This window comes from Hymenobacter nivis (assembly GCF_006439025.1).
Classification (GTDB): domain Bacteria; phylum Bacteroidota; class Bacteroidia; order Cytophagales; family Hymenobacteraceae; genus Hymenobacter; species Hymenobacter nivis_A.
Window position 1 is genome coordinate 54089 of sequence record NZ_RCYZ01000015.1, and the last position, 13010, is coordinate 67098.

The window sequence follows — 13010 nt, forward strand, 5'->3', positions numbered from 1 at the left end:
AAATTACTTGAGGACCAAAATTCTGGCCGCAAGGTATTATGGAATGCCGTGGCCGGGGCCCCACACGGTTCTTTTGAGCTATTCAAGCTCAAAAACGGGCAGGCAGCGCCTGGGATTTCCTGCATCTACCTCGGCTAAGCAGCCTCTCAGGAGAAGAAGCGGATGGCCAGCGGGTAGGCCCACACTACGCCGTCGTTGGCTTTCAGGGCCCCGATGATGGGGAAGATGAACGCCAGCAGCGCCAGGATGCCCAGCAGCGGGAAGCCGACCAGCACGAAGCACAGGCCCCCGGCTACCGCGCCGTAGATAAGGGCGCTGATGAGCCAGTTGGCCACTACTTTGCCGTGTGCGTCGAGGCCGGGCAGCTCGTCTTTCTTGAGCTGCCACAGCACCACCGGCAGCACAAACCCCGCCCCCGGCACCACCAGCCCCGCCAGCAGCGACAAGTGCAAGAACGTGGCCCACTGGCGGGTTTCTACTTCGGAAGGCGGTACGGTTTGCATGGCAGGCGGCGGGCTAAGCGCGGGCAACGGTGGCAGCGCGCAGCAATTAAAGCATAAATATTTTACTATTTACCCAACCACCACCGCGGGCTCAGTCGTCCGGTTACCCGTTCGTGGCCAGCACGTTCCATTTGCCGTGCTGCTGCTCAATTTTGGTCACCGAGGCGTAATCAATGCGCAGCTGGAAAGCGTTGCGCAGCGGCATTTCGAGGCAATGAGCCAGCATCGCCCGGATGGTGCCGCCGTGGGTGAACACTAGCACGGGGCCCTCATCGGCGCTGTCGGTGCGCGCAGCCAACTCGGCCAGGAAGGCCGTGGCGCGCCGTTGCAGGGCCCCGAAGGTTTCGCCGGCGGGCGGGGCCAGCGTTACATAGTCGGCCATCCAGGGCTCGGTTTCGGCACGCGGCAAGTCGGCCCACAGGCGGTTTTCCCAAGCCCCGAAGTGCATTTCGCGCAGTCGCTCGTCGAGGGTATAATTACTCGTCACGGCCTCGGCCAGAGCCCGGCAGCGGGCGGCGGGGCTGCTGTAGGTGCGGTAGCCACCGGCCGGCGCGGGGGGCAATTTGGCCCGCAGCGCCGCGGCTTCGGCGGCGAAGGTGTCGGCCAGGGGCACGTCGTGGTGGCCGTAGCAAATGCCGGGGGCCTGCACGGCGGTGTGGCGGATGAGGTAGATAATCATAGCAAATGAGCAGTCAACACAAGGTAAATCAAGGCTTCGGCCAGCTGCTGGGCGGCGCCGAGGCAGTCGCCGGTGTAGCCGCCCAGCCACTTCTTGAACCAGCGGCCCAGCACCACTTGCAGCACCGCCAGGGGCCCCAGCACCAGCAGCAGCGCGGGTTGCCGCTGCCAGGCCGCCACGGCCAGCAGTGGCAGCAGCCCCAGCAGCGCGGCCGCGGCCAGCCGGCCGGTGGGCAGGCTTTGCGCAATGGGTTTGGCCTTGCCGTCGGCCAGGTCGGCGCGGGCGTAGGGCAACGTGCGCACGAAGGTGGCGGCCACCAGCCGGCTCAGCGGGTGCGCCACCAGCAGCAGCGCGGGCACCGATAGGGCCCCGGCGCGCGGCCCAGGGGCCCCGGCTAGCGCCGCCACTTTAATGGCCAGCACCAAGCCCAGGCCCACCACGCCGTAGGTGCCCACGCGGCTGTCCTTCATGATGGTGAGGATGCGCTCTCGCGTCCAGCCCCCGCCGAAGCCGTCGCAGGTATCGGCCAGCCCGTCTTCGTGGAACGCGCCGGTGAGTAGCACGCCTGCGCCGGTGCTCAGCAGCACGGCCACCAGCGGCGGCCACAGCTGCGCTGCCGCCCAGTACACGCCCGCCGCCACCCCGCCCACCAGCCACCCAATGAGCGGGAAGTACACCGTGGCCTGGCTAAGCTGGTCGTCGGCGTGCCCCACCCAGCGCGGCACAGGCAGCCGCGTGTAAAACATCACCGCCGTCAGCAACAGGCGCAACTGGCAGCGCGGCCAAGAATCGGGCATGAATTAATTAAAGTGATTTGCTATTTATCTAAAACGTTATGCAGCGCGCAGCGAAGTATCTCTGCCACGGCAGAAAATAATAATTAGCTACGTGGAAAAGATGCTTCATCACGCTCTACGTGACATTTCTTCTAACTCAAGAACAAGGCTATTAATTAATGTAGGCGGAAGAAGTACTGCGCGCTGCATAGCTATTATTAATTAAAACCGACTCATCTATTAAATAGATTCAACCCGCTGCCGTGCCGGAGTCGTCACTCACGCCCGCGCTCTCGAACGAGGCCATTTCGTTCAGGAAATTAACGGCGGCTTGCACCAACGGGTAGGCCAGGGCGCAGCCAGTGCCCTCGCCCAGGCGCAGGCCCAGGCGCAGCAGCGGCCGGCCACCCAGTTCGGCCAGCAGCAGGCGGTGCCCCTGCTCGTCCGATTCGTGGCAAAACACGCAGTAAGCGAGAATTTCCGGGACCAGCCGCGCCGCCACCAGCAGCGCCGCCGAAGCAATGAAGCCGTCAATCAGCAGCAGCATCCGGTGCTCAGCGGCGCGCAGCAGGGCCCCCACCATCTGCGCAATCTCGAAGCCGCCGAACGTGGCCAGCACCGCCCGCGGGTCGGCCGCATCCACGGGCTGGGCCCCCACGGCTTGCGCGAGCACGGCCAGCTTGCGGGCCAGGCCGGCCGCGTCGAGGCCGGTGCCGCGGCCCACGCACTCGGCCAGCGGCCGGCCAGTCAGCACGTGCATCAGCACCGCCGCGGCCGACGTATTGCCGATGCCCATCTCCCCCAATCCCAGCACGTTGCAGCCGGCGGCGCCTAGCTCGTCGGCCAAGCAGGCGCCGCGGGCCAGGGCGTCGGCGCACTGCGCGGCCGTCATGGCGGGGCCCTGGGCAAAGCTCTGGGTGCCCTCGGCTATTTTCTCGTCGCGCACGGCGTCGCCCAAATCAGCGAAGGAGCCGCGCACGCCGGCGTCCACAATGGTGAGGCCCAGGCCGTTCTGGCGGCAGAATACGTTGATGGCCGCCCCGCCGCCGGCGAAGTTGCGCACCATCTGGTGCGTCACCTCGGGTGGGTACTGGCTCACCCCGGCCCGGGCAATGCCGTGGTCGGCGGCAAACACCAGCACGTGCGGCCGGCGCAGCTGCGGCGTTAGCGTTTGCTGCACCAGCGCCACCTGCCGGGCCAGGGCTTCCAGCTGCCCCAGGGCCCCCAGGGGCTTGGTTTTGGTGTCAATCTTACGCTCAATGGCGGCGGCCAGGGTCCCGTCGGGGGCGGCGATGTGCCAGCTCATTCAGCGGTGGGCTCGGCGGGAGCCGCGGGTACAGCTGGGGCGGGCGCGCTGCCAAAGCGCTTGTAGAGAAACAATTGCCACTTCTCTTCGGCCACGCCGGCCTTGTCCATCTCGGCGCGGGACAAGGTGAAAAACAGGTCCGAGAGGCGGTTGATATAGGCCGGGATGGCGGGGTGCACGGCGTCGGTAGCCATCAGGCTCACCAGGCGGCGCTCGCCGCGGCGCATCTGGGTGCGCACCACGTGGCAGAGGGCCGAAATCTCGTTGCCGCCCGGCAGCAGGAAGTAGTCGGAAGGCGACGTCATGGCGCCTTCCAGTGCGTCAATCCACGCCTCGCACTCCTGGGCCCCTTCGGTGGGCAGCGGATTGCTATTAACCTTTTTGGTATCGGAAGGGCGCGCCAGGTGCGACATCATGTCCATCAAATCCTTCTGGATTTTGTGGAGGTTAGGCTGCCATTCGTGCTCTGGCCCCAGCTTCACGCGCAGCAGGCCCAGAGTGGAGTTGGCCTCGTCGAGGTCGCCCATGCACTCCACGCGCACATCGTCTTTCGGCACGCGCGAGCCGCCAAACAGGCCGGTGGTGCCGGCATCACCTTTTTTGGTGTAGATTTTCATAGGGGTTGGTTAATCTCGTTCGTTATTATTGCGTGTATCGCCAAGCTGTGCTTGGCCTTGCCCTATGGGCCCTAGGGCGAGGTCAAGCACAGCTTGACGGTACACGCAATAGTGCATTTACTTTACCACCAGCGGCAGGCCCGAAACCATGAAAATGGCGCGGTCGGCGCGCTGGGCAATGTGCTGGTTCAGCCAGCCTTGCAGGTCGGCAAACTTGCGGCCGGCCTCGGTGGGCGCGTGCAGGCCCATCCCGATTTCGTTGGAGATGATAATCAAATTGCAATGTTGTTGCATCAGTTTATCAAACTCGGCTTTTGCTTCGTGCAACGTTGTTTCAACATCGTATTTCGCGTCGGTGAAGAAATTGGTGAGCCAAAGCGTGACGCAATCTAACACCACGGTGCGGCCCGCCAAATCGAGGCGGCTCACGTATTTTTCCTCTTCCAGCGTCGACCAGCGGGCATCGCGGTCGGCTACGTGCCGGGCAATGCGCTGGCGGTGGTCGTCGTCCCAGGCCCGCGAGGTGGCTAGGTACACGGGGCTGGGGCTGAGCGACAGGGCCAGCTCCTGGGCGTAGCGGCTCTTGCCTGAGCGCTGCCCGCCAGAAATATAGGTCAGCACGGGGCCTTAAAATGCAATGGTGTAGCGGCCGGCGAAATTGCGGCCGGGCATGTTGTAGCCGCGCTTTTCGTAGTAGTTTTCGTTGGTGAGGTTGTTCACCAGCAGCGAGAAGGTGTGCTTCTTGGCCACGGTGTAGCCGGCCGAAAAGTCCACGGTCATGTACTCGGGGTACAGCACTTGCGGCGAGGCCAGGTCGGTGAAATCGGTGTCGCGGCGGCGGCCCACGTAGTGGCCGGCGAGGCGGGCGGTGATGCCCTGGTAGCTATCGAAGGCCACGCCCAGATTGCCGTTTAGCTTGGCCACGTTGAAGACGTCGCGCACGGTGCGGGTGCCGTTCACGTTGTTGGTCACGTCCTGGGCCTTGAAGATGCTGGTGCCGCCGGCGAACACGCGCAGCAGGTAGCGGCCCCCGGTGATGGTGCCGAAGTCGTAGCCGGCCTCGGCCTCCAGGCCCCTGATTTGGCTGTCGTTGGCGTTCACGTAAGTGGTGCGCGAGCGCACAGCGTAGCCCTCGGCGGTGGTTTCGCCCACGGGGTTGGCGGTGCGGGTCGTGATGCGGTTCGTGACCCGGGTGGAAAAGAACGTGGCATCGGCCGAGAAGCCCGACGTGGCCTTGCCGAAGCGCAGGCCAGCGTCGTAGGTCACGCTGCTCTCGTTTTTCAGGTCGGCGTTGCCCTGCGTGATGGCCACCTGGCGGGTGGCGTTGGGCGCGGTTTGCGAGAAGCCGGCCACGTTGTAGGCGTCGGGCGTCACGTAGCCGCGGCCCACGGTGGCGTGCACCCGCAGGCCGTCGGTGAGGGCAAACTGGGCCCCCAGGCTGGGGCTGAAGAACGGGTTGGTTTTCTTGCCCGGCGTGAAGGTGGTGAGCAGGTCGGTCTGCTTCACGTTGTAGGTGATGAAGTCGTAGCGCACGCCCGGCGTCACAATTAGCTTGTCGGCCAAGAAGTTGAGCTGGCCCTGGGCATAAATACCGGTCGTGTTCAGCTCATAATTCGGGCTGTAGGGCGTTCCGTTGGAGCCGTTGGGGTTGAACACCTGCGCGTTGCTGGTGGCCTCGTTGTGGTCGATGCCCACCGTAATACGCTGGCGGCCCAGCGTAATAACGTCCTTGGCCTGCAAACCTTTCCAGAGGTACTGGCTCTGGTAGGAGCGGTAGACCGGGATGGGATTGTCGTTGAAGTCGCTGAGCGTGTTGTTGTTATTGGTTTCCTTCGACGTGTAGCCGCGCACAAACAGTTGGTGGTTGGCGTAGTTGCCGGTGGCGCTCAGGTCGAGGTTGCCGCGCTCAATGTCTTTGCTCGACGGGCTGAGGTTGCCGTAGAAAATGTCGTTCGGCGACTGCACCGTGGGGGCCCGAAACAGCTCGCCGCGCACGTCCACGCGCCATTTTTCGCTTAGCTGGTAGCCCAGGCGCAGGGCCCCCGAGTAATATTTCAGCTTGGTGTAGTCGCGGCGCTGGTTGTCGCCGCGGGTGTCGGCCACGGTTTTGGTAGTGCCGTCGGCGAAGTATTGGGTGGCGCTGCCGGCGTCGAGGGCGCGGCGAAAAATGCCGTTGCCGCCCAGCTTGTAGTCCCGGTCGCGGTTAAAAAAGCCCGCCGACAAGTCAAAATCGAGCTTTTTAGTGAGGTTGCCGCCCGTGGCGCCGCCAAACTTAACCGTCTGGTAGCTGCCGTACTCGGCGAAAATCGAGCTGCGGATGGCCCCGCGCGACTGCCGGGTAATCACGTTCACCACGCCGCCCATGGCCTGCGGGCCGTACAGGGCCGAGGCGGGGCCCTTGAGCACTTCCACGCGCTCCACGCCGCCCAGGTCGAGGGTGGCGAGGTTGCTGGTGCCGGCGGGGCGGCCGTCCACCAGCAGCAGGGTCCGCAGGTTGAGGCCGCCGGTTTGGGGCCGGAAGCCGCGGATGCCCACGCCGGCCAGCAGCCCGGGGTACTGCACGATGTCCACCGAGGCATTCTTCTTCAACACATCGGTAAATTCCGCGGCCGGGGTCTGCTGGATGTCTTTTTGGCTAATGACCTGGATTTGCTGCGGCACCTGGTTGCGCGGCGTGGCGGCCCGCGAAGCCGTCACCACCACCTCGTTAAGGTTTTGGCGCTGAAGGCTGTCAGTTAGCGCCTGGGCCTGGGCCCCGCGCACCGTGCCGGCCAGCAGCACCGTGCCCAGCACCAGCCGAATTTCAATGCGCCGTGCGCGGTTTCGTTGGGGTAAAGAACGTTTTTTCATGGGTAAGCGGAAGGGATTGTTATAGAATTAAATTCTAGGAGTTTAGCGGCCGGCCGCTTGACCAACCGCTTAGTTATTATTTACTTGGTTAAGCGCTAGCAGCAGCGCCTCGACGGTGGCGTGGGACGCGCTGGCCTGGCCGGCCACCTGGCTCAGCCAGGGCCCCGGGCCGGGGCCGGCGGGCGCGGTCACGCGCAGGGCGGCGGGGCCCAGGGTGGGCACAAAACCGGCGCGCTCCAGGGCCCGGCGCGTCCAGAACGCGGCGGCCCCCTCCCCCACCAGCTGCACCGGGGGGCCCGTGGGCGCGTGCAGGGCAAACGTGCCGGTGGCCGCGTCGAAGGCCAGCCCCTCCCGCGCAAACGCCGCGGCGAAGGCCCCGCTCAGTACCAGGTCCTCGGGCGTGCCGGTGCGCAGGGCCCCGTCGGCGGGCAGCAGCCACACGCGGTCGGCGGCCTGCAGGGCCAGGTCCAGCTCGTGGGTCGAGAGCAGGATGGCCTTGCCCGTGGCGCGGGCCAGCTGGTGCAGCAAGCGCATGAGGGCCACGCGGTTGGGCAGGTCGAGGTGGGCCGTGGGCTCGTCGAGCAGCACCACCGGCGTGTCCTGGGCCAGGGCGCGGGCCAGCAGCACTTTCTGGCGCTCGCCGTCGCTCAGCTCGCCCACCGGGCGGTCGGCAAAGGCTTCGGTGCCGGTGGCTTCGAGGGCGGCTTGCACCCGGGCTTCGTCGTGTGCCGAGAGGCCGCCCAGCCAGCCGGTGTGCGGGTGGCGGCCCAGGCGCACCAGCTCGCGCACGGCCAGGTTGCCGGCGTCCACGCGGTCGGTGAGCACCACGCTGAGCTGGCGGGCGCGCTCGGCCGCCCCCATCGCCGCCAGCGGCCGGCCGCCCAGTTCAAGCCGCCCGCCCAGTGGGGGCTGCAACCCGGCCAGCGTGCGCAGCAGCGTGCTTTTGCCCGCGCCGTTGGGCCCCAGCAGGCAGACCAGCTCGCCGGGCCACAGGGCCAGGCGCAGGGGCCCAGCCACCGGGCGGGGCATCTTTTTGCTGAGGAAATAGCCCACCGCCAGGTCCTCGGCGGTCAGCAGCGGCGCAGGGTGTTGGGGCGTGGCCATCAGGAAAACGACGAGCGGATGTTGTTGCGGCGCAGCACCACCCACAGCACCACCGGGGCCCCCAGCAAGGCCGTGACGATGCTCAGCGGGAGGGCGGCCTGGCTGCCGGGGAGCTGGGCCAGGCAGTCACAGCCCAGCGTGAGGGCGGCCCCCACCAGGCAGGCGCCGGGCAGCAGCACGCGGTGGTCGGCGGTGCGCAGCAGGCCCCGGGTGAGGTGCGGCACGGCGATGCCCACGAAGCCAATCGGCCCGCAAAACGCCGTGATAGCCCCCGCCAATAGGCTTGTACTGAGAATGATAAGCGTGCGCGCCCGGCCCACCGCCAGGCCCATGCTGCGGGCGTAGTTTTCGCCCAGCAATAAGGCGTTCAGCGGCTTGGCCGAGGCGAAGGCCAGGCCCAGGCCCGCCGCCACCACGGCCGCCAGCACCGCCAGGTGGGGCCCCACCACGCCGCCCAGCGAGCCGAACGTCCAGAGCAAATATTCCTGAATCTGCTCGGGGGCGCTGAAGTACTGCCACAGGCCCACCACGGCCCCGGCCACGCTGCTCACCATCAGGCCCACGATGAGCAGCACCACGTTGTCGCGCACCCGGGCCGAGAGGGCCAGCACCAGGGCCATGACCAGGGCCGCGCCGGCGGTAGCGGCCAGCACCAGGCCCCAGCTGCCGCCCACGCCCAGCGCCCGGATGGCCAGGCCGCCCGCCGCGCCGCTGCCCCCGGCCAGCATCACGGCGGCCACGCCCAGCCCCGCGCCCGCCGTGAGGCCCAGCACCGAGGGACCCGCCAGCGGATTCCGAAACAGGGTTTGCATCTGCAAGCCGCTCACGGCCAGGCCGCTGCCCACGGCCAGGGCCGTGAGGGCTTTGGGCAACCGGATTTCGCGCACGATGAACGCCCACGCCGGGTTGTCGGCCGACTGGCCCAGCAAAATCTTCACCACCGCCGCCAGCGGGATGCGCACGGGGCCCAGGGCAATGTCGAGCACAAAGCCCAGGGCCACCAGCCCCGCCAGGGCCAGCAGCCAGGCCGTGCGCCGCCGCCCGACCGCCGCCAGGGCCCCCGGCGCGGCCGCGAGTTGGGCGGTGCTCACTTCAGCCACTGGTAGTAGTAGAGCTGCCAGGCGGGCAGCAGCTCGGGGTGCAGGATTTTGATCAAATCCGACAGCACAAGGTCGGGCCGCACCGCCCCCGATTCCCAGTAGTCGTTGGAGCCCTGGGCGTTGGTACGGCGGTTGTTGTTGTACACCCGGTTGGTTTTGAAGGGCACGAAGGCGGCGTAGCGCGCGTCCTGGGCCACGATGTCGGCCTTGGCGGCGGCGGTGCCGGTTTGCAGCCAGTAGTCGGCGGCGAGGGCCACGGGGGCCACGGTTTCGAACGACAGCGCCAGGCTGCCGCTGGGGGCCCGGGCCTGGTCCCAGGCGTAGGTGCAGCCCGCGTCGCGCAGGAACTGCGTGAGGTAGCTGTCGGCATCGGGCACGTACCACACGTCCTTGAACGGCAGGCCGATAACCACTTTGGGCCGCTCGGCCGCTTGGTGGCCCAGGGCGGCCAGGCGGTTGTAAGAATGGGCCACTTTGTCGAAGCGCTGGTTCACCAAATCCTCCCGGTTCAGCAGCGCGGCCAGCACTTTCACCCACTCGGCGCGGGCCAGGGGCGTGGTTTCCACCCACTCCGAGTTGATCATGACGGGCACGCCGGCGGCCTCCAGAGTTTGGAAGCGCGCCAGGCCCTCGCCGGGCCAGCCGGTGGCCATCACCAGGTCGGGGTGCTGGGCAATAAGCTGCTCGTTGTTAAGTTCTTTGCCCTGGCCCACTTCGTAGACTTTGCCAGCCGCGATGCGCGCCCGCACCGCCGGGGCCGAGGCGTACTTGAAGCTACCCAGGCCCACTACCAGGTCGGCGGCCCCCAGAAAATCGGCCAGCGCCACGTGCATCGACGACAAGGCCACGAGGCTACGCAGCGGCGTTTCGATGACGTGGGCATCGGCGTACCCGGCCGGGCGCGCCGCCCCGCGGGGCACCAGCAGGTAGCGCGTGGCCGTGGTTTTCTGCTCGAACGGGCTCAGGATGGTGACCAGCTTGCCCCCCGCCACGTAGCTGATGGTGAAGCCCTTGGCATATTGCACCGTGGTGCGCCCGCGTAGGGCCCCAGCGGCGGCTTTGGGCGCAGCGGTTGGGGCCGCGGCCTGGGCCCCGGCCAGCCGGGGCCCCAGCAACAGCAGGGCCAGCAGCGCGCCGGTGCGCAAAACAGAAAAAAGGGGAGATGCGCCGCCGGCTCGGCCGGCGGGAAGCGGGGGGTGGGGCATGGTACGACGAGCCTTTCTACCGAAAGCTGTGACTGTATGAAGCAAGCGGCAGGTCTTCTGACTTCCCCCATCGGCCGATGGCCTTCCCATCCCGCAGGGGACAGTGGCGCCAGGTATCGGCCAATTGGTGAGGGGGTTACAGCAGCGGAGACTGTCCCGGAATTACACCGGCTTCCCTTTTCAAACCGTCCCGCACCGCGGAAACGATTACCATTTGCTGGCGCAAAGGTAGGCCGAATTATTGGCCACCGGCGCCCAGGGCCCCAACGCCGCCTACAATCCGGCCGCCGCCCGCACAAAGGCCACCCGCGCCGCCACCGTGGTTTTGGGCAATTCCAGCACCGCAAAACCCAACCGCTGGTAGGTGCGCCGCAGGGCCCCGTGCAGCGCCGTGGCCTCGGCAAACGTCTGCCAGCGCTCGGCGTCGTTCACGTAAATCTCGGCCCACGGCGGCGCCAGAAATACCGGTGCCTGGTACGGGTGCGCCGCCGCCGCGGCGTAGTAGTGCGCCGGCACGGGCAGCCCCGCCACGTCCAGGTAGGCAATGATGTCGGGCAGGCCCCGGTCGAAAAACGTAACGCCGCCGCGCCGCACCGCGGCCGCGTAATCAGCCACCATGCGGGCCAGCGCCAGCTCGGCAAAGCCGGCCAAATCGTGCCACGGCACCCGGCCGCTGCCCAGCGCCACCTGCTCCTGGATGAGCCGGCGCGACACCTCGTCGGCCCCCGCGAAGCCGGCGGCACGCAGGGCCCCCAGCAGCGTAGTTTTGCCGGCCCCGGGGCCCCCGGAGATGACGTAGAGGGGCATTTTTGTTTGCATCGAACGCCAAAAGTACCTGCCGTGCCCGATTCCGCCGCTTCCCACAAACCGCAGTTCCTGATTGCCGCGCCCAGCAGCGGCAGCGGCAAAACCACCCTCACGCTGGGCCTGCTGCGGGTGCTGGCCCGGCGCGGCCTGGTGGTGCAGCCCTTCAAGTGCGGGCCCGACTACCTCGACCCGCACCACCACGCCCAGGCCGCCGGCCGCCCCAGCCTCAACCTCGACTTGTTCATGGCCTCGGCAGCGCACGCGCAGGCCACCTACGCCCGCTACCTCGCCCCCGCCGACGCGGCCGTGGTGGAGGGCGTGATGGGCCTTTTCGACGGGGCCGACCGCATGGCGGGCAGCGCCGCCGCCGTGGCCGAGCTGCTGAATATCCCGGTCATTCTGGTGGTCGATGCCCGCGCAATGGCCTACTCGGTGGCGCCGCTGCTGTTCGGGTTTAAGAATTTTTACCCCGGCATCCGGCTGGTGGGGGCCCTGTTCAACTTCGTGAATACCGCTTCGCACTACCAGTTTCTGCGCGAAGCCTGCGCCGACGTGGGCGTAGAAGCCCTGGGCTATCTACCTAAAAACCCGGCCTTTGCCATCCCCTCGCGCCACCTGGGCCTGTCCATCGATGCCAACCTTCAGTACGAGGTCATTGCCGAAGCCCTGGCCGAGGCCCTCCCCGCCACCGTGGACGTGGACCGCCTGCTGGCCCTGACCAGTACCACCGCGCCCGGGACCCCTGCCCCGCCCGCCGCCCAGGGCCCCCAGCCGCGCCGCATCGCCGTGGCCCGCGACGCGGCCTTCACCTTCACCTACGGCCAAAACCTGGACGCGCTGGCCCGGCTCGGTACCGTCACCTACTTCAGCCCGCTGGCCGACGCGGCCCTACCCGCCGGCACCCATTTCCTGTACTTGCCCGGCGGTTACCCCGAGCTGTTCGCCGGAGCCCTCAGTGCCAACGCGGCCATGCGCGCCAGCGTGGCCGCCTACTGCGCCCGCGGCGGCCGGGCCTACGCCGAGTGCGGCGGCCTCATGTACCTGGGCCGCGAAATCATCGACGCCGCGGGCCAGGCCTTTGCGATGGTGGGGGCCCTGCCCTGCACCACATCGATGCAAAACGCGAAAATGACCCTCGGCTACCGCGCCGTGGCGTGGAACGACCTGATCGTCAAAGGCCATGAGTTCCACTATTCATCTCTAGAAGACCACGGCCTAAGCCACGAACCGGCGCGCATCACCAGCGCCAAAGGGGCCCCGGTGGCGGCAGAAATTTACCGCCAGGGCAACGTGTGGGCCTCCTACGTGCACCTGTACTGGGGCGAGGACGCGGCGTTTATCGAGCAGCTATTTTCAATGGCTAGCCCGCAATAAATAATTAGTTTTTAACACCAAAAAAGGCAGGAAAATAATGACCAAAAGTAATACTACGCCTGCCAAAGCATACCGCAACCGATGCGGCTCGCCTTGTGCGTAGCGCGCCACCATTTTTTCGTATAGTTTCGGACGGAAATAAATGCGGTGAATCCACCATTCCATCGCTAAAACAAGGATAATAAGAACCGGCTTAAATTGAACTTTGCTAACGAATGTGGCCGCAATAATCGTGTAGATATCAATTAATAAAGACCCTAATAAGAAAGCTAATACAGTCACCGCCGCCTCCGCCCGGTCAAATCTTTTTGCTGAAGCGAGGCAATAAAAGCAGTAGAAAAAATAGTTCAACACAGGCAAATTTTTGAGCTAATTAATTCAACCTACTACTTAGGAGGTGTTAACAGTGATTATTAATTTGGGCCATGGATTACCTGTTGACAGACGCGCAGTGGGCGCGCATCGCGCCGCTGTTGCCCGGCCGGGAGGGCACGAGCGGGGGCCGCGGCCAGGACAATCGGCGCTTCGTAGAAGCGGTGCTTTGGCTGGCCCGCAACGGCTGCCGGTGGCGGGCGCTGCCCGCCGCCTGGGGCAACTGGCACACGACGTACACGCGTTTCCAGCGCTGGACCGCCTCCGGGGTGTGGGCCCGGGTGCTGGCAGCCGTGCAGCAAAACGATGCCCTGCAC

At 66.3% G+C, this 13010-nt stretch carries 14 protein-coding genes and 1 riboswitch; of the genes, 2 read left to right on the top strand and 12 right to left on the bottom strand.

Annotation, left to right across the window (positions count from 1 at the left end; translation table 11 throughout):
- Positions 1 to 146: 146 nt before the first annotated feature.
- From EAH73_RS22220 to EAH73_RS22270, 11 genes are all read right to left on the bottom strand, one after another.
- Positions 147 to 503 carry a DUF4870 domain-containing protein gene (locus EAH73_RS22220; protein WP_140469631.1) on the bottom strand — a complete coding sequence of 119 codons (357 nt, stop codon included), beginning with the start codon at positions 501 to 503 and terminating at the stop codon, positions 147 to 149.
- Between the two features lie 103 nt (positions 504 to 606).
- Complete coding sequence (gene cobC, locus EAH73_RS22225) at positions 607 to 1182, bottom strand: alpha-ribazole phosphatase family protein (protein WP_140469632.1); 576 nt, start codon at positions 1180 to 1182, stop codon at positions 607 to 609.
- Positions 1179 to 1979: an adenosylcobinamide-GDP ribazoletransferase gene (locus tag EAH73_RS22230; protein ID WP_140469633.1), complete on the bottom strand. Its 801-nt coding sequence runs from the start codon at positions 1977 to 1979 to the stop codon at positions 1179 to 1181. The genes cobC and EAH73_RS22230 overlap by 4 nt, the downstream gene beginning before the upstream one ends.
- 229 nt (positions 1980 to 2208) lie before the next feature.
- On the bottom strand, positions 2209 to 3264 hold the full coding sequence (cobT, locus tag EAH73_RS22235) for a nicotinate-nucleotide--dimethylbenzimidazole phosphoribosyltransferase (protein WP_140469634.1): 1056 nt from the start codon (positions 3262 to 3264) through the stop codon (positions 2209 to 2211).
- Positions 3261 to 3881, bottom strand: coding sequence for a cob(I)yrinic acid a,c-diamide adenosyltransferase (locus EAH73_RS22240; protein ID WP_140469635.1), 621 nt, complete (start codon positions 3879 to 3881; stop codon positions 3261 to 3263). The genes cobT and EAH73_RS22240 overlap by 4 nt, the downstream gene beginning before the upstream one ends.
- Positions 3882 to 3998: 117 nt before the next feature.
- Complete coding sequence (locus EAH73_RS22245; protein ID WP_140469636.1) at positions 3999 to 4502, bottom strand: bifunctional adenosylcobinamide kinase/adenosylcobinamide-phosphate guanylyltransferase; 504 nt, start codon at positions 4500 to 4502, stop codon at positions 3999 to 4001.
- A gap of 6 nt (positions 4503 to 4508) precedes the next feature.
- Positions 4509 to 6731, bottom strand: coding sequence for a TonB-dependent receptor (locus EAH73_RS22250; RefSeq protein WP_140469637.1), 2223 nt, complete (start codon positions 6729 to 6731; stop codon positions 4509 to 4511).
- Positions 6732 to 6800: 69 nt separating this feature from the next.
- Positions 6801 to 7835: an ABC transporter ATP-binding protein gene (locus EAH73_RS22255; protein WP_140469638.1), complete on the bottom strand. Its 1035-nt coding sequence runs from the start codon at positions 7833 to 7835 to the stop codon at positions 6801 to 6803.
- On the bottom strand, positions 7835 to 8926 hold the full coding sequence (locus EAH73_RS22260; RefSeq protein ID WP_240047371.1) for an iron ABC transporter permease: 1092 nt from the start codon (positions 8924 to 8926) through the stop codon (positions 7835 to 7837). Before EAH73_RS22260 ends, EAH73_RS22255 begins: the two co-directional genes overlap by 1 nt.
- Entirely contained in the window at positions 8923 to 10080 is a 1158-nt protein-coding gene (locus tag EAH73_RS22265) for an ABC transporter substrate-binding protein (protein ID WP_161599655.1), read from the bottom strand. The genes EAH73_RS22260 and EAH73_RS22265 overlap by 4 nt, the downstream gene beginning before the upstream one ends.
- Before the next feature lie 89 nt (positions 10081 to 10169).
- A riboswitch (cobalamin riboswitch) is annotated at positions 10170 to 10370 on the bottom strand.
- A 43-nt stretch (positions 10371 to 10413) separates the two neighbouring features.
- Positions 10414 to 10959 carry an AAA family ATPase gene (locus EAH73_RS22270; RefSeq protein WP_140469640.1) on the bottom strand — a complete coding sequence of 182 codons (546 nt, stop codon included), beginning with the start codon at positions 10957 to 10959 and terminating at the stop codon, positions 10414 to 10416.
- A gap of 21 nt (positions 10960 to 10980) precedes the next feature.
- Between EAH73_RS22270 and EAH73_RS22275 the strand changes: the two genes are divergently transcribed.
- On the top strand, positions 10981 to 12321 hold the full coding sequence (locus tag EAH73_RS22275; protein ID WP_140469641.1) for a cobyrinate a,c-diamide synthase: 1341 nt from the start codon (positions 10981 to 10983) through the stop codon (positions 12319 to 12321).
- Here the strand turns inward: EAH73_RS22275 and EAH73_RS22280 are convergent.
- Complete coding sequence (locus tag EAH73_RS22280; protein ID WP_140469642.1) at positions 12301 to 12675, bottom strand: hypothetical protein; 375 nt, start codon at positions 12673 to 12675, stop codon at positions 12301 to 12303. The two genes, EAH73_RS22275 and EAH73_RS22280, sit on opposite strands and share 21 nt — an antisense overlap.
- 71 nt (positions 12676 to 12746) lie before the next feature.
- Between EAH73_RS22280 and EAH73_RS22285 the strand changes: the two genes are divergently transcribed.
- A partial coding sequence (locus EAH73_RS22285; RefSeq protein WP_140465441.1) for a transposase occupies positions 12747 to 13010 on the top strand: 264 nt, incomplete at its 3' end.

What these genes read in the sequence shown, in the direction of transcription:
- EAH73_RS22270 (WP_140469640.1), bottom strand. Translation starts at nt 10,959, where the DNA reads ATGCAAACAAAAATGCCCCTCTACGTCATCTCCGGGGGCCCCGGGGCC.
- EAH73_RS22250 (WP_140469637.1), bottom strand. Translation starts at nt 6,731, where the DNA reads ATGAAAAAACGTTCTTTACCCCAACGAAACCGCGCACGGCGCATTGAA.
- cobT (WP_140469634.1), bottom strand. Translation starts at nt 3,264, where the DNA reads ATGAGCTGGCACATCGCCGCCCCCGACGGGACCCTGGCCGCCGCCATT.
- EAH73_RS22240 (WP_140469635.1), bottom strand. Translation starts at nt 3,881, where the DNA reads ATGAAAATCTACACCAAAAAAGGTGATGCCGGCACCACCGGCCTGTTT.
- EAH73_RS22230 (WP_140469633.1), bottom strand. Translation starts at nt 1,979, where the DNA reads ATGCCCGATTCTTGGCCGCGCTGCCAGTTGCGCCTGTTGCTGACGGCG.
- cobC (WP_140469632.1), bottom strand. Translation starts at nt 1,182, where the DNA reads ATGATTATCTACCTCATCCGCCACACCGCCGTGCAGGCCCCCGGCATT.
- EAH73_RS22255 (WP_140469638.1), bottom strand. Translation starts at nt 7,835, where the DNA reads ATGGCCACGCCCCAACACCCTGCGCCGCTGCTGACCGCCGAGGACCTG.
- EAH73_RS22220 (WP_140469631.1), bottom strand. Translation starts at nt 503, where the DNA reads ATGCAAACCGTACCGCCTTCCGAAGTAGAAACCCGCCAGTGGGCCACG.